Genomic DNA, 14,686 nt, shown 5'->3' with positions numbered 1-14,686 from the left:
TCCTTTTTTTATTTACACTACGGTATTCATCCTGGCTAAAGGAATTCGATGCTCGAACAGACACTCCGCCATCATTACCAAACCATTCTTGTTGACCCCTTGGTTCGGGTTTTAAATCAACGCATCGCACCGCAGACTGTTACCTGGCTTTCCGGTTGCTTTGGCTTGGCTTTTATCCCTGCACTTTGCCAGGGTTATAACACCCTGGCGATTGCACTGTTGCTGCTTTCCGGCTATTGCGATACGCTGGACGGATCGCTAGCTCGTCATCAGCACCAGTCGTCGCCGATGGGATCGGTACTGGATATCATGATGGATCGGCTGGTGGAGTTCGCGGTGGTTTTCGCTCTTTACTGGGTCAATCCAGAACGCGCCTTGGCCATTATTCTGATGTTGGGCAGCATGCTCTTGTGCATCACCAGCTTTCTGGTGGTAGGTATTTTCAGCCAGAATGAGTCTCATAAAAGCTTTCATTACAGTCCGGGGCTGATGGAACGGGCCGAAGCATTCTGCTTTTTTATTGCCATGGTGCTGCTACCGCACTGGTTCAATGGCTTAGCGGCGGTTTTCACGGCCCTGGTTTGCCTGACTGCCGTCATTCGGCTTGTGCAGTTTGCTCGTGCAGAGGCTCTCTTTCGCTCTCAAACCAATCCCTTGCCTTAAAACTGCTAGACTTGTTGTATAAAAGTATGCAATGAGGCTCTCATGGTCAAAGGGTTCGTGTGTGCATTGATGCTTATTTTTAATTCAGCCTATGCCAAGGTGGAAGAAGCCATTTTTGCCGGCGGCTGTTTCTGGTGTGTGGAGGCCGATTTTGACAAGGTGAAAGGAGTACTGGCTACTGTCGCCGGCTTTGATGGCGGCACCAGCAAGGATCCGACCTACGCGCAGGTATCCGCCGGGGGTACGGGGTATGCCGAGGCGGTGAGAGTCATGTACAATCCCGATGTGGTGAGTTACAGGCAACTGGTTGATTTTTTCTGGCGGCATATTGATCCAACCACCAAAGATGGTCAGTTCTGCGATCATGGCCGACAATACCGCAGTGCCATTTTTTATTTAAATGACGAACAGAAAAAAATTGCTCTGGTCAGTAAAAAAGCCATGGAAAAACGATTCAAAACCGTGTACACCGAAGTGGTCCCGTCAACTCAGTTTTACGCAGCCGAGGATTACCACCAGAATTATTACCAGAAACATAACTGGCGTTACAATTATTACCGTTACCGCTGCGGTCGCGATGCGCGTATTCATGAGGTGTGGAACAATGTCAATCATTAAACCGCTGCTGTTATTCCTGCTTTCAACCAGTGTCGCTCTGGCAGCGCCGTCCTTCGACAAAGCCAGCCGTCTTAAACAATTAACACCCCTGCAATACCAGGTAACTCAGGAAAATGCGACTGAAAAAGCATTTGATAACGCCTACTGGAATAACAAGGCTGAAGGGATTTATGTGGATGTGGTTTCCGGCGAACCGTTATTCAGTTCCACCGACCAATACGATTCCGGGACAGGATGGCCGAGTTTTACCAAACCTATTTCTTTAAAGAACGTGGTCTTGAAGAAAGAGCGTTCCTGGTTATTTTTTCAACGCACTGAAGTGCGCTCCCGGTATGGCGATTCCCATTTAGGGCATGTATTTGACGATGGACCACAACCGACCGGTTTACGTTACTGTATGAATTCAGCCGCGCTGCGCTTTATTCCAAAACAGGACATGGAAAAGGAGGGTTATGGACAATACCTCTACTTATTCAAGCATTAAAACCTGGCTGTACCGCTTGTCACCTCTGTTGCTGCTTCTTGTTGCCGCAGGTCTGTTTTTCAGCCTGGGGCTGCATAACTATTTGAATTTTGAGCAGTTACAACACCATCATCAGACACTGAAACGCTGGACCTCGTCTCATTATGTTGTCGTGACAGCGCTGTTTATGCTTACCTACATTGTTACCGTGGCCATTTCAATCCCAGGTGCCTTATTACTCACGTTAACGGCAGGGCTGTTGTTCGGCACGGTCTTAGGCAGTATTTATGTCGCTTTCAGCGCCACCGCCGGCGCCGTACTGCTTTATTTTGCCGTGCGGTTTGCTTTTATGGATTTAATGAATAAAAAAGCCGGCGGCAACCTGGCTGTAATGCGTCAAGGATTTCAAAAAAACGCCTTCACCTACCTGCTGGTTTTACGCATCATCCCGTTGTTTCCGTTCTGGTTGGTTAATATTGTGCCTGCCTTACTGAATGTGCCAATCAAAACTTACATTGCCGCCACCTTTCTGGGCATTCTTCCCGGTACCCTGATTTATGCAAGCGTCGGCAGCAGTTTAAATTATTTATTTGCCCGCAATAAAACACCTGATCTGACGATCATTTTTCACCCGCACATTTTTTTACCCCTGCTTTGTCTGGGATTGCTTATTCTGTTACCGGTAGTTTACCGCTACTGGTTCACTAAAACGTCTTCTGCGCAAAAAGCCGCCAATGACGATACATTCGAGTAACAATGTGTTAATTTACCAGACCTTAAGAAACGATTGGCCGCTTTTGCTACGCCGCTGTGTGCAGTTGCGTCACAAAAAGATCTGAATTTGTGCAATAATTATTTTATTTTAACAAAGATTCCCATGTTAATTTGCAACCGTCATATCACTGGACAACAACTGAAAGACTTTGATCAATTGCTGGATGTGTGCAGGCAGGCTGATGGCGGATTGCCGGCTTTTTACCGGCATATTCTCACTCAAAAGAGAGACACGGAAAGCAACGTGCTCTACTATGAAAAGGACAGACTGGTTGCCTTTTTAAGTGTTTATTTTTTCTATTCCAATGCCTGTGAAATCAGCTTGCTGGTAGCCCCCTCTCACCGCCGTCAAGGATTATCCCGTTTGTTGCTGGAAACAATCCTTCCCCTGTTAACCGCCAAGCAGATGGATTTTGTCATTTTTTCCATGCCGTCTAACCTGAACGCATCCTGGCTTGCCAATTCAGGTTTTAGCTATCAGCAAACCGAATACCACATGCAGCGCAACGGGTATAAACCGATTCTGCTTAATCAACCCCGCCTGACTGTGAGAAAAGCGGAATTTAACGACGTCGAGACGCTGTGTGCCATTGACGATGCCTGCTTTAAAGAGGGGCAGATGAGCGTGCCGTCGCGATTCATTACCCTGCTCGATGATAATGATTACAGCATTTTCATTGCCCTGCTGGATGGAAAGCCTGTCGGGAAGGCCCATATCCGCTGGCAGGAAACCCATGCCCTGTTTTCCGACATTGCAATTCTTCCTGACTATCAACGCCAGGGCCTGGGCAGCGAATTGCTGGCATTTTGCATCAATCATGCCTTAACCCAGGGAAAAGACCGGCAGGAGCTGGATGTTGAAACCACCAATCGCGGTGCGCTTGATCTGTATCTTCGTCATGGCTTCAGCGTCCTTTATGAACACGACTACTGGTTTATACCGATTGATTCCTTGCGAATCATGCTGGTGTCGAGTATGGCTCGCGGTCAGCAATAACGGTTATAAAACAACGGGCTGCGTTCTGCCGCCTACCCCTCTGCGAAAGAAGTGTCAATTCGCTTGACAGGTTTTCTTGCCCCCCTTTAGTATTGCCTTTTATTGCTTACGGAAAGCCCTGAGGGTATGGAATGAAAAAGCGCGTGGTGATCACTGGCATGGAGATCGTGTCGTCCATCGGTAACGGATTAGACAATTTTTGGGCGGCAGCGGTTAAAGGCCAATGCGGGATAAAGCGCATTCAAAATTATGACCCCAGCCCCTACCCCACCCAGATTGCAGGCGAAATCCACGATTTTTCCTTAGCCCATCTCCCGGAATTTGATAAAAGCAAACGCTACCCGCGAGCCACTCAATACGCGCTTTATTGCAGTCATCACGCCATTGAGCGCGCCGGTTTAAACAAGGCTGAATTAGCAAAAGCCGGTACCTACATCGGTACAAGCTTAGGCGGAACGCCTGAACTGGAATCCGCTTATCAGGCTTTTTTTAGTGAAGGGTGGAAGAAAATCCCACCGTTGAGCGTCATCCGCGGCATGCCCAATTCCGTAGCCAATCACATTGCCATTGCGTTTGGTCTAGGCGGCCCCAATTCCACCATTTCCAATGCCTGTGTTTCGTCTGCGGAAGCCATTGGCAATGCCTATCAACAAATAGCCGAAGGCAGGTTAAGCGTTGCCCTCTGCGGTGGAACGGAATCCCTGTTGTGGGAAACCATCATGGCAGCCTGGTGCAAATTGCGGGTGATGTCAACCCAGAATGAAAATCCCGCTCTGGCCTGCCGACCCTTCGATAAAAATCGCAGCGGCATGGTGATGGCTGATGGCGCGGGAATCCTCATCCTCGAAGAATACCATCACGCCCGCGCACGGGGCGCGACCATTTGGGGCGAAATCATTGGCTTTGGCGCCAGTTGCGACGCTTATCATGTCACCGCGCCGGATTCTGACGGCCAGGTTCGTGCCATCCAGGCGGCGCTTGATGATGCCCGTCTCAGCATCAATGACGTGCAATACATCAATGCCCATGGCACAGGCACTGAACTAAACGACATCACCGAAACAAAGACCATCAAGCGTGTATTCGGTGAGCGTGCTTACGATATACCCGTTACCGCACAAAAAGCCATGACCGGTCATCCCATTGGTGCCGCCGGTGCCATGGAAATCATTGCCACTACGTTAAGCTTAAAGGAAGATCTGCTGCTGCCGACCATTCATCTCAGCGAGCCGGATCCTGCCTGCGATCTGGATTATGTCGCCAATCAAGCGCGCAAACAGCCGGTCGATATCGCCTTGTCGCAACATTTTGCTTTTGGTGGAGCCAACGCCGCCCTGCTGCTCAGAAGCGCTTCTTAATGGAGATATCCCTGAGGCCATGACGGGCAATAAAACATGATTCGCAACTAATCCCGCATCGCGGTATAATCGTGCTATTTTGCATGGTTTATATAGGTTCGTTGATGAAGGCATCTTTAGTTGAAATTGCAAATCGGGTACACGGTACGGTGGTAGGGGATGAACAATTACTTATCCAGTGCATATCCCCCATTGATAATATTCTTGCCGGCTCGCTGGTTTTTGCTGACGGGAATGACAATTTGAAGATTGCCGAGCAATCGGAAGCGGCCGCCATTCTGGTGAATTTGTCGGTCACCAGCGACGTCAAACCCGTTATCCAGGTTAAAAACCCGATTAAAGCCTTTATCCAGTTACTCAACCACTTTTATCCGCAACCGCAGCCCGTCCCCGGGATTCATGCTACCGCTGTGATTGCACCCGACGCCATCATTGGTAAAAATGTCTACATCGGCCCTTACGTGGTGATCGGCGCACAGACGGTGATTGGCGATGAGTGCATCCTGAAAGGCCATGTCCACATTGGCGAAAAAGTAACGATTGGCGCCGGCACCACCCTGCATCCGAACGTCACCATTTATGATGGCTGCCAACTTGGCCAGCGTGTGTGTATTCATGCGGCGACCGTCATTGGTTCAGATGGATTCGGCTATACTTTTGTTGATGGACAACACCTCAAAATGCCCCATCTTGGCAATGTAGTCATCGAAGACGATGTGGAGGTGGGCGCCAATACGGTGATTGACAGGGCCACACTGGGTTCTACAGTCATTGGGGCAGGAACGAAAATCGATAATCTGGTTCAGGTTGCGCATTCCGTTAAACTGGGGCAGCACAATATCCTCTGTGCTTTCACAGGCATCGCCGGCAGTACCACCAGTGGTAACCATGTCATTTTCGCTGCCAATGTCGGGGTCAGCGATCATGTGCGCATCGATGACGGGGTTATTTTAGCCGCGCGGGCCGGTGTTCCACCTAAAAAACATTTGCTGGAAGGCAATATTTATCTGGGCAATCCGGCACGTCCACGCGACAAAGCCATTGAGCAGGAACTTTCCGTGACGCGTATCCCGCTGATGCGGAAAAACTTAAAAGCCTTAAGCGAGAAAGTCAATGAGTTAAGTGAGCGTTTAGCTCAATATGAAGCGAGTGAATAATGACATCCCCTTTAATTCTGGTTGACGGTTCATCCTATTTTTTCCGCGCTTTCCATGCGTTGCCGCCCTTAACCAATTCCAAAGGAAAACCCACAGGCGCCATTTATGGGGTGGCCAACATGGTCAAACGCCTAATCAAGGATTATAAACCGCAGCATCTGGCGGTTATCTTTGATGCCAAAGGCAAAACCTTCCGCGATGACTGGTACCCGGAATACAAGGCTCACCGCGCCCCCATGCCCGATGATTTGAGCTGCCAGTTTGAACCCCTGCTGATGTTGCTGAAAGCCATGGGTTTACCCTTGCTCATTGTCGACGGAGTAGAGGCAGACGATGTCATTGGCACCCTCGCCGTTCTGGCCGCGGCCAAAGGCCGTCAAGTCATCATTTCCACCGGCGACAAGGACATGGCCCAACTGGTCAATCCGCAGGTGACCCTCATTAACACCATGACCAATCAATTATTAGACAGCCATGGGGTTTATCAGAAATTTGGCGTCAAACCGGAACAAATCATTGATTACCTGACCTTAATTGGTGACAGCGTCGATAACATCCAAGGCGTGAACAAATGCGGCCCTAAAACAGCCGCTAAATGGTTGGAACAGTATCAAACGCTCGATAACCTGGTAGCCAATGCTCATGCCATCAGCGGTAAAATCGGTGAGAATCTGCGGGAGGCCCTGCAGCATTTGCCGCTTTCCAAACGCTTAGTGACCATCAAAACCGACGTTGAATTGCCGTTGACCCTTGATGAATTGGTCATTCAGGCAGCCGAACAGCAGACACTCATCGACCTGGTCCGTGAGCTTGAATTTAAGGGATGGCTTAAAGAATTACTGAGCAGCAAAGAACCCCAGCAGCAATTGCAAATCGACATTCTCGAAGAACAACCGTCTGTCATTCACTATGCCCTGATTACTACTGCAGCCGACCTTGACGAGTGGGTTACCCAACTGAATGGCTGCAGCCAGTTCAGCCTGGATACGAAAACCGCTCAGTTTGATCCGGTGGATGGCCAAATCGTTGGGCTTGCCCTGGCTACGGATACGCAAGGTGCGGCCTATATTCCAATCGGCCATGCCAATCAGGACGGGCAACTGCCGGCGGATTTGGTTTTAAATGCCTTAAAGCCGGTTTTAGAAAACCCCATCATTGGCAAAATCGGCAAAAACCTCAAATACGATTACTGCATTCTTAAAAACCACGGCATTACTCTTCGCGGCCTCGCCTTCGACACCATGCTGGAATCCTATGTTTTAAACAGCAGCAGCAGTAGTCACGACATTGAATCGCTCTCATTGAAATACTTAGGCCACAAAACCATACACCTTGAGGAAATTGCCGGCAAGGGCAGCAAACAATTACCTTTTGACCAGATCCCGATTGCCATGGCAGCGCCCTATGCCGCCGAAGAGGCCGACATTGCGCTCAAGCTGCATCAAGCCCTTTATCCCCAACTGGATTCATCGCTTAGACAGGTTTTGAATGACATTGAAATGCCATTAGTCACTGTGCTTGCAGAAATTGAAAACCACGGGGTGCTTATCGATGAAAACACGCTAACACGTCATGGGCTGCGCCTGAAAGAGCGCATGGTTGCGCTGGAAGCGGAAGCAGTGCAACTGGCGGGACGGCCTTTTAATTTAAATTCCCCCAAACAGTTGCAGGAAATTCTGTTTGATGAATTGAAATTGCCGGTATTGACCAAAACCCCCACAGGCCAACCATCGACGGCCGAATCGGTTCTGCAGGAACTGGCTTTTGATTACCGATTGCCTGCCGTTATTCTTGAATACCGCAGTTTGAGCAAGCTGGTCTCGACCTACATTGATGCTCTGCCTAAACGCATTAACGCGCGTACCCACCGTGTCCATACCTGTTATAATCAGGCGGTGGCCGCAACCGGACGCCTGTCGTCCAGTGATCCCAATCTACAGAATATTCCCATTCGCAGTGAAGAAGGACGCCTTATCCGCAAAGCCTTTATTGCTCCCCCTCATCACCGCATCATGGCGGCTGACTATTCTCAGATTGAGTTGCGCATCATGGCGCATTTGTCGCAGGATCCCAATTTGCTTAAAGCCTTCGCTCAGGGATGGGACATTCATGCGGCCACAGCCAGCGAAATTTTTCAGGTCAGCCTTGACAACATTACTCAGGAACATCGCCGCCGTGCCAAAGCAATTAATTTCGGCCTGATTTATGGCATGTCCGCTTTTGGCCTGGCCAAACAATTAGGCATCGAACGTCAGGATGCCCAATATTACATGGAAACGTATTTTAAACGTTACCCCGGGGTCCTGGATTACATGGAGCGTACCCGCAGACAGGCTCATCAATCAGGCTATGTCGAAACTTTATTTGGCCGCCGTCTGCATCTGCCGGAAATTAATACGCGCAACATCATGCGTCAGAAAGCCGCCGAACGTGCAGCCATCAATGCCCCGATGCAGGGCACCGCCGCCGACATCATTAAAAAAGCCATGCTGGCGGTAGCCGATTGGCAAAATCAGCAAAAAGAACCTTTAGCCCGCATGATCATGCAGGTTCATGATGAATTGGTGTTTGAAGTGCATGAAGAGGCCGTTGAACTTTGCCGGCAGACTATCCCGTCGTTAATGGAAAATGTTGTACAACTTTCCGTGCCTTTGCAGGTGTCTGTCGGTGTGGGCCTCAACTGGGATGAGGCGCATTGACAAAAAAGGCGGGATAACCCGCCTTTGCACCAGATGAACCCTTTACCAGGATATCAATCCATAAACGATGGCAGAAATAGCAATCAAGCCAATCACGGTGATAAAGCCATCGGTAATTCTGTGGCGATAAGGTTTCATTGCCGGAACTTTTAACAGCGCATACATGGGCAATAAGAACAGAATCATCGCAATCACCGGCCCGCCCAGGGTTTCAATCATCCGCAAAATACTGGGGTTAATGGTCGCCACGATCCAGCAGGTGATAATGATGAAAATATCAATCGCTAAGTACAATTGATAGCGTTTGCCGTCGGCTTCGTGTTTTTTGGCCATGGATTTGACCAGTAAACCGTGCATACCTTCACTGGCTCCCAGGTAATGCCCCAGGAATGATTTGGAAATGGCGATAAAAGCAATGCAAGGGGCCGCATAAGCAATCAGCGGATTGTTAAAATGGTTTGCCAGGTAAGACAGAATGGTAATGTTCTGCCGCTTGGCTTCTGCCAAGTCCTGTGGCGACAAACTGAACACACAACTGAAGACAAAAAACAGCACCGTCAACACCATCATCAAGTGGCTGTAGCGTAAGATCTGGTTGCTTCGGCGATCCGCATCATGGCCATACTGTTGTTTCTGGTGGACCGCGAAGGAAGAAATAATCGGTGAATGATTAAATGAAAACACCATGACAGGAATGATTAGCCACAGGCACATCAGTAAACCATGCCCGTTAGGGTCAATCGCGGCGGATTGATTTAAAATGGCCCCATTCCAGTGCGGGATTAAGTAAAGCGCCAAGAGCATGAGCATGGTGATGAACGGGTAAACCAGAACACTCATGGCCTTTACCACAAACTGCTGTCCCACCCGGATAATGGCCATTAACGCCAGAATCAGGGTAATGGATAATACAGCCCGTGACGGCGGCGTAATTCCCAGCTGATTAATCAAAAAACTTTGTGTCGTATTGGTAATGGCGACACTGTACATCAGCAGAAGAGGGTAAATGGCAAAAAAATAGAGGAAGGTTAAGACTTTACCCGCCAGCGCCCCAAAATGTTCATCAACAACGGCGGTGATATCGGCTTTGGGTTTTGAGCCGGATAACACAAAACGGCAAAGGGCACGGTGAGAAAAATAAGTCATTGGGAATGCGAGCACGGCCATGATCAATAAAGGCCAAATGCCATTCATCCCGGCATCAATAGGCAGGAAAAGAACGCCTGCGCCAATGGCTGTTCCATACAGCCCAAGCATCCAGATCGTATCCTGCTTCTGCCACTCAGAAACTTTGAGCGAAGTCTCCGTTGTTACTACCCCTGCGTCATGAGAAGACATATAACATCCTTCGTTAATTACTGAAAATACGGGCTATCCGCCCTGTTGCCTGCTTGATCAAGCAATGTCTGTTTTTTATACAAACATCGTCCAAAATAACAAATTTAAGGGGGTAACGCAAGAGTAACCCTTACGTCTTTCAGGGAAAACCCGCAGCAAAACTGGATGGTATTGCAACAAAATGATATGCTTACGCGCTTTTTAGCAGCGCTTGGGTGGTAAAAATACCCTTTGATTTTACATCAAACCCTACGATATTTAGAAAAATAGATTATTATTTAACCAATAGAACTCGCCGTAATCCATGCCTATGATACCAGATCTAAAACAAGTCACTCGCCGCTTCAGTTTATTATTCACCCTACTTCTGAGTGTCACGTCTTACGCCGCAGAACAATCCCTGTGCAACTACCTGGGCACAGGCGTCCAACCCAATTTAAGCCTTCAATTGCAAGCCAATGGCGGCAAGTCCTGGGGGCAGTACCGGGCGGGCTATGGCAACTGCCAGCAAAATGCCGGCGCCGGGATCCCTACCCATGCCGAGGCGGACAAACAATGGAGCGTATGGAATATTTATGATGAAAACAATAACTACTATGGCACCCTGACGCTGTTGAATAATGGTTCGATTGTCAGTTTCCAAAAATACAGCAATGACGCAAAAAACGGCTATTACATTGATGGTCTTGAAATCAGGCAGGAGCCTGGCAACCCCCGACAATGGATCATCCGCGTGTCCGACAAAGGCAGCATTGTCACTCCGGATAAACCAACCGATGCCGGCCCCTTTGCTGATACACCGCGCGCCACGCCGGCCGTGTATTCAATTGATACATCGAAACCTTACCTGCTGAAGGTCAAGGGCAATCAAATTGTTGATAATGAGGGCCATGTCATTGTCATACGTGGAATGGCAAGACCCTCGCTCGAATGGAATAAACAGGGTCAGTTTCTCAGCGAAGACGATCTTCTGAACATGAAAAAATGGGGGGCCAACACCATCAGGCTCTCGCTTAAACAAAAGAGCTGGCTTGAGTCCAAACCGGCGGATGTCAAAGGTTCCTATAAGCAAATAGTCGACGCCATCATTTACCATGCCACGCAAAATGGCATGGCGGTTATCATCGATTTGCACTGGATTGACAAAGACGGCCAGGACCCCATGGCTTTTAAGGGATCGTCCGTTAAATTCTGGCAGGATGTCGCCCGTCAATACAAAGATTACGGCACCGTCATGTTTGAATTATTCAATGAACCGGTCATTGATAAAGACGTCTGGCTTAAAGGTAACGCCACCTACGCGGGCTATCAGGAGCTGGTTGATGCCATTCGGGCTGCCGGCGCAAACAACATCTGCATTGTGAATGGCACGGCGTGGGGATTTGATTTAAGTTTTGTGAATGCCGGCGACAATTACCACTATGCAATCAAGGGAGAAAACATTGTTTATGGCTCCCATCCCTATCAGCGGCCTTATGAACAAATCAGCGCAAGTTTACAGGGCGTTATCGGCAAATACCCGGTCATTTTTACCGAATTTGGCGATAACATGAGGGATCATTTCCCGAAAACCTCAAAGGACAGCGTTCCGGATACCTACAAGCAATCTTACGCCGCCATCCTGAAATACATTCATGATCATCAGGTTCATTATACTGCCTGGGCCTGGTGGGTAGAGGACACCAAACCCGACTTCCCGACCTTGATTGCGGACTGGACCGGCACACCCATCCATGGCGGGATACTGGTCAAACAGGCAATGGAAGCGAATCCAGGAACACCCCTTCTTATCACCAGCAGCGGTAAATTACCTGAACATTGAAAGGGTAAATCCCGGGTTGCGTTGTTTAAAACGCCCCGGGATTAAAGCTTACCGCTCATCGCAGACAGTAAAATAACCGTGACGATAAGGGTTACTGCGGGAACGGAATACATAATCGCGGCAGCGTTGACCATTTTCATCGGTGTAGCGTTTATCAAGGCGGAAAGCAAAATCAGCGAAATTCATGTCCTGTTGTAATTCACGCTGCTGATTGGCGCGATCTTCCTCTTCCATTTTCTTAAAATAATGGCTGAGTTTGCTGGCATACACGGATGAGAAAACCAGACTCATGATGATCAGAACGATTGTTTTTTTCATATCAAAAGATCCATAGTAAAACAACACGGGCAATATTAAATCATACATTGGCGCCGTTGACAAAATTTTAATCATCAATACGTAAAAACAGGGATATCTTCATTCGCATGAAATCGTTAAAATGAACCATTCTACCAACTGGATGGTAATCATGCCTCACGAACTGCCCAAACGGATTTTAAATCTCTTTTTATTGTTTGCTTTTCTTTATCTTTTGCTGCTGCCTTTTATTGACTACCCTCTGACCACGATTTTAAAACCGCTGCCCATAGTCTGCCTGATGATCCTGGTTAAAACCATGCCGCAGGATTTCATGATTAAGCTCCTGCTCACCCTGGCTCTTGGCTTTTCTTTAGCGGGTGATGTCGTTTTAACTCACCCAAGCCAGCTCGCGTTCATGATTGGGATGGTGTGCTTTTTATTGGCCCATTGTGTTTACATCAACCTTTTTTTGCGTGATTTTCAGTTTAACCGCAATCGACTGTTGATTTTTTTAATTCCTTTAAGTCTTGCTGTTAGCGGCTACAGCTATTTTCATACAGCCTTTGGACAGTTGGCCATCCCGATTTTGGTGTATCTCATTGCCCTGCTGACCATGGTTTTTTCCGCTTTCCAGGTAAAGCAACAGGCAGGAACGATTATTTCTGGCGCCTGCCTTTTCCTGGTATCGGACAGTCTGCTGGGCCTGGGCCTCTTTGTTATTCCTTCGCGCTGGATGCCTTTGGCCGTCATGCTCACTTATTATCTGGCGCAACTGTTTATAACCACGGGCGTGCTGAACCGACAACTGGAGACGTCGGCTCAGTCTGTGAATCCTTATCAGTCGGTTTAGCCTCAGACCCTGTTTAATTGCATACCGCGGCAAGCCGCGGTAAAGCAGTCAGGTTGGTATCGATTGCGCCACGTTAAACCGCAATGGGCGCCTTGATTGCCGCATGGCATTGATAATTTTCAAAGACAAAATCGTCGAACCGGTAATCAAACAGGCTGTCCGGGCGACGAGCCAAGTGCAGTTGCGGTAAAGGCAACGGCTCGCGTGCCAATTGCGTGCGGGCCTGCTCAAGATGATTTAAATACAGGTGGCAATCCCCGCCAGTCCAGATAAACTCCCCCACACCCAGATTGCACTGTTGCGCGATCATGTGGGTCAGCAGGGAGTAGGAGGCGATATTAAACGGCACGCCTAAAAAAATATCGGCAGAACGTTGATAAAGCTGGCAAGATAACTGACCGTTGGCGACATAAAACTGAAAAAGGGCATGGCAGGGCATTAAAGCCATCTTGTCGAGTTCGCCGACATTCCAGGCACTGACAATCAACCGCCTTGAATCAGGATTGTTCTTAATCTGCTGAAGCAGATCGCTTAATTGATCGATGGTACGGCCATCCGCCGCCGGCCAGGAGCGCCATTGCTGTCCGTACACAGGTCCCAGATTGCCTTCGCTGTCAGCCCACTCATCCCAGATGGTCACGCCGTTTTCATGGAGGTAGGCAATGTTGGTATCGCCTTTTAAAAACCACAATAATTCATGAATAATGCTTCGCGTGTGCAATTTCTTGGTTGTGACCAGAGGGAAGCCCTCCTGTAAATTAAAACGCATCTGGTAACCAAACACCGACAGGGTACCGGTACCGGTACGATCCGATTTTTTTACCCCTTTATCCAGCACATGTTGTAATAATTCAAGATATGTTTTCATGATTCAGCCCGCCACCACAACCAGAGTCCTAAAATAAGCATGGGAATTGATAACAACTGCCCCATGGTTAACCAACCCAATGCCAAATAACCCAATTGCACATCGGGTACCCGGAAAAATTCGACAAACATCCGGCTAATAGCATACCCGATTAAGAACAAAGCCGATACCCGCCCTGTCGGACGCGGTCTGGAGGCATACCACCAGAGCAGGATAAACAAACCAATCCCCTCAAGGCCCAATTCGTACAGTTGCGACGGATGCCGCGGCAGCCCATCAGAGTGGGGGAATACCATGGCCCAGGGGACAGTCGTTACCCGCCCCCACAGTTCACCATTAATAAAATTCCCTGCCCGACCGGCAGCCAATCCCAAAGGCACCAGCGGTGCGATGAAATCCCCCACTTGCAGGAAGGTTTTTTGGGTTTTACGGGCAAACAAAGCCAGAGCAACCATCACCCCCAGCAATCCGCCATGAAACGACATACCGCCTTCCCATAACTTTAACAAGGACAAGGGGTTGGCAAGGAGTTGCTGAGTCCCATAAAACAGCATATACCCTAAGCGGCCGCCTAGAATAACGCCGATGGCCGCATAAAAAATCAGATCACTGATTTGTTCACTGCTCCAGTCAAGCGAATACCGTTTCGCCCGCCAATGCGCAAGCAGCCAGGCCATGACAAAGCCAAAAAGATACATTAACCCATACCAATGCACCTGCAGGGGGCCAATGGAAAAGGCAACGGGATCAATGGAGGGAAATGGCAGCATGATAACCTC

At 48.8% G+C, this 14,686-nt stretch carries 14 protein-coding genes; 10 read left to right on the top strand and 4 right to left on the bottom strand.

Annotated elements, in window-relative coordinates:
• The first annotated feature begins 48 nt into the window (after nt 1–48).
• From Lrub_RS14195 to polA, 8 genes are all read left to right on the top strand, one after another.
• The gene (locus Lrub_RS14195; protein WP_058532747.1) at nt 49–663 is read left to right on the top strand and encodes a CDP-alcohol phosphatidyltransferase family protein; all 615 of its coding nucleotides are present in this window, start codon (nt 49–51) and stop codon (nt 661–663) included.
• 42 nt (nt 664–705) lie between these two features.
• Nucleotides 706–1,281, top strand: coding sequence for a peptide-methionine (S)-S-oxide reductase MsrA (gene msrA / locus Lrub_RS14190; protein ID WP_058532746.1), 576 nt, complete (start codon nt 706–708; stop codon nt 1,279–1,281).
• A complete protein-coding gene (gene msrB, locus Lrub_RS14185) occupies nt 1,268–1,765 on the top strand; it encodes a peptide-methionine (R)-S-oxide reductase MsrB (RefSeq protein ID WP_058532745.1) in 498 nt (165 codons plus the stop codon). The genes msrA and msrB overlap by 14 nt, the downstream gene beginning before the upstream one ends.
• Nucleotides 1,734–2,498 (top strand): TVP38/TMEM64 family protein, encoded by a 765-nt coding sequence (locus Lrub_RS14180; protein WP_237760823.1) that lies wholly within the window; start codon nt 1,734–1,736, stop codon nt 2,496–2,498. The genes msrB and Lrub_RS14180 overlap by 32 nt, the downstream gene beginning before the upstream one ends.
• Before the next feature lie 123 nt (nt 2,499–2,621).
• Nucleotides 2,622–3,515: a GNAT family N-acetyltransferase gene (locus Lrub_RS14175; RefSeq protein ID WP_065235783.1), complete on the top strand. Its 894-nt coding sequence runs from the start codon at nt 2,622–2,624 to the stop codon at nt 3,513–3,515.
• Nucleotides 3,516–3,646: 131 nt separating this feature from the next.
• Complete coding sequence (locus Lrub_RS14170; RefSeq protein WP_058532743.1) at nt 3,647–4,873, top strand: beta-ketoacyl-[acyl-carrier-protein] synthase family protein; 1,227 nt, start codon at nt 3,647–3,649, stop codon at nt 4,871–4,873.
• Between the two features lie 104 nt (nt 4,874–4,977).
• On the top strand, nt 4,978–6,030 hold the full coding sequence (gene lpxD / locus Lrub_RS14165) for a UDP-3-O-(3-hydroxymyristoyl)glucosamine N-acyltransferase (protein WP_058532742.1): 1,053 nt from the start codon (nt 4,978–4,980) through the stop codon (nt 6,028–6,030).
• Complete coding sequence (gene polA, locus Lrub_RS14160) at nt 6,030–8,729, top strand: DNA polymerase I (protein WP_058532741.1); 2,700 nt, start codon at nt 6,030–6,032, stop codon at nt 8,727–8,729. The genes lpxD and polA overlap by 1 nt, the downstream gene beginning before the upstream one ends.
• A 42-nt stretch (nt 8,730–8,771) precedes the next feature.
• On the opposite strand, the gene Lrub_RS14155 is transcribed toward polA, so the two are convergent.
• Nucleotides 8,772–10,067, bottom strand: a complete 1,296-nt coding sequence (locus Lrub_RS14155; protein WP_058532740.1) for a serine/threonine transporter — start codon at nt 10,065–10,067, stop codon at nt 8,772–8,774.
• Between the two features lie 310 nt (nt 10,068–10,377).
• Here Lrub_RS14155 and Lrub_RS14150 point away from each other — a divergent pair, with 310 nt between their 5' ends.
• The gene (locus Lrub_RS14150) at nt 10,378–11,889 is read left to right on the top strand and encodes a glycoside hydrolase family 5 protein (RefSeq protein WP_058532739.1); all 1,512 of its coding nucleotides are present in this window, start codon (nt 10,378–10,380) and stop codon (nt 11,887–11,889) included.
• Nucleotides 11,890–11,937: 48 nt separating this feature from the next.
• Here Lrub_RS14150 and Lrub_RS14145 read toward each other — a convergent pair whose 3' ends face one another.
• Nucleotides 11,938–12,207 (bottom strand): hypothetical protein, encoded by a 270-nt coding sequence (locus Lrub_RS14145; protein ID WP_058532823.1) that lies wholly within the window; start codon nt 12,205–12,207, stop codon nt 11,938–11,940.
• A gap of 151 nt (nt 12,208–12,358) precedes the next feature.
• Between Lrub_RS14145 and Lrub_RS14140 the strand changes: the two genes are divergently transcribed.
• The gene (locus Lrub_RS14140; RefSeq protein WP_133134104.1) at nt 12,359–13,039 is read left to right on the top strand and encodes a lysoplasmalogenase; all 681 of its coding nucleotides are present in this window, start codon (nt 12,359–12,361) and stop codon (nt 13,037–13,039) included.
• A gap of 73 nt (nt 13,040–13,112) precedes the next feature.
• On the opposite strand, the gene thyA is transcribed toward Lrub_RS14140, so the two are convergent.
• Nucleotides 13,113–13,907, bottom strand: a complete 795-nt coding sequence (thyA, locus tag Lrub_RS14135; RefSeq protein ID WP_058532737.1) for a thymidylate synthase — start codon at nt 13,905–13,907, stop codon at nt 13,113–13,115.
• Nucleotides 13,904–14,677, bottom strand: coding sequence for a prolipoprotein diacylglyceryl transferase (gene lgt / locus Lrub_RS14130; protein ID WP_058532736.1), 774 nt, complete (start codon nt 14,675–14,677; stop codon nt 13,904–13,906). The genes thyA and lgt overlap by 4 nt, the downstream gene beginning before the upstream one ends.
• Nucleotides 14,678–14,686 lie beyond the last annotated feature (9 nt).

The sequence above is a fragment of the Legionella rubrilucens genome, assembly GCF_001468125.1.
Classification (GTDB): domain Bacteria; phylum Pseudomonadota; class Gammaproteobacteria; order Legionellales; family Legionellaceae; genus Legionella_C; species Legionella_C rubrilucens.
Note: the sequence above shows the minus strand (reverse complement) of the source record. Positions and strands in the feature narration are given on the sequence as shown.

Coding starts and splice junctions, on each gene's coding strand:
- lpxD (WP_058532742.1), top strand. CDS start 4,978: ATGAAGGCATCTTTAGTTGAAATTGCAAATCGGGTACACGGTACGGTG.
- Lrub_RS14170 (WP_058532743.1), top strand. CDS start 3,647: ATGAAAAAGCGCGTGGTGATCACTGGCATGGAGATCGTGTCGTCCATC.
- polA (WP_058532741.1), top strand. CDS start 6,030: ATGACATCCCCTTTAATTCTGGTTGACGGTTCATCCTATTTTTTCCGC.
- Lrub_RS14145 (WP_058532823.1), bottom strand. CDS start 12,207: ATGAAAAAAACAATCGTTCTGATCATCATGAGTCTGGTTTTCTCATCC.
- lgt (WP_058532736.1), bottom strand. CDS start 14,677: ATGCTGCCATTTCCCTCCATTGATCCCGTTGCCTTTTCCATTGGCCCC.
- Lrub_RS14150 (WP_058532739.1), top strand. CDS start 10,378: ATGATACCAGATCTAAAACAAGTCACTCGCCGCTTCAGTTTATTATTC.
- Lrub_RS14140 (WP_133134104.1), top strand. CDS start 12,359: ATGCCTCACGAACTGCCCAAACGGATTTTAAATCTCTTTTTATTGTTT.
- msrB (WP_058532745.1), top strand. CDS start 1,268: ATGTCAATCATTAAACCGCTGCTGTTATTCCTGCTTTCAACCAGTGTC.
- thyA (WP_058532737.1), bottom strand. CDS start 13,907: ATGAAAACATATCTTGAATTATTACAACATGTGCTGGATAAAGGGGTA.
- msrA (WP_058532746.1), top strand. CDS start 706: ATGGTCAAAGGGTTCGTGTGTGCATTGATGCTTATTTTTAATTCAGCC.
- Lrub_RS14195 (WP_058532747.1), top strand. CDS start 49: ATGCTCGAACAGACACTCCGCCATCATTACCAAACCATTCTTGTTGAC.
- Lrub_RS14155 (WP_058532740.1), bottom strand. CDS start 10,067: ATGTCTTCTCATGACGCAGGGGTAGTAACAACGGAGACTTCGCTCAAA.
- Lrub_RS14175 (WP_065235783.1), top strand. CDS start 2,622: ATGTTAATTTGCAACCGTCATATCACTGGACAACAACTGAAAGACTTT.
- Lrub_RS14180 (WP_237760823.1), top strand. CDS start 1,734: ATGGACAATACCTCTACTTATTCAAGCATTAAAACCTGGCTGTACCGC.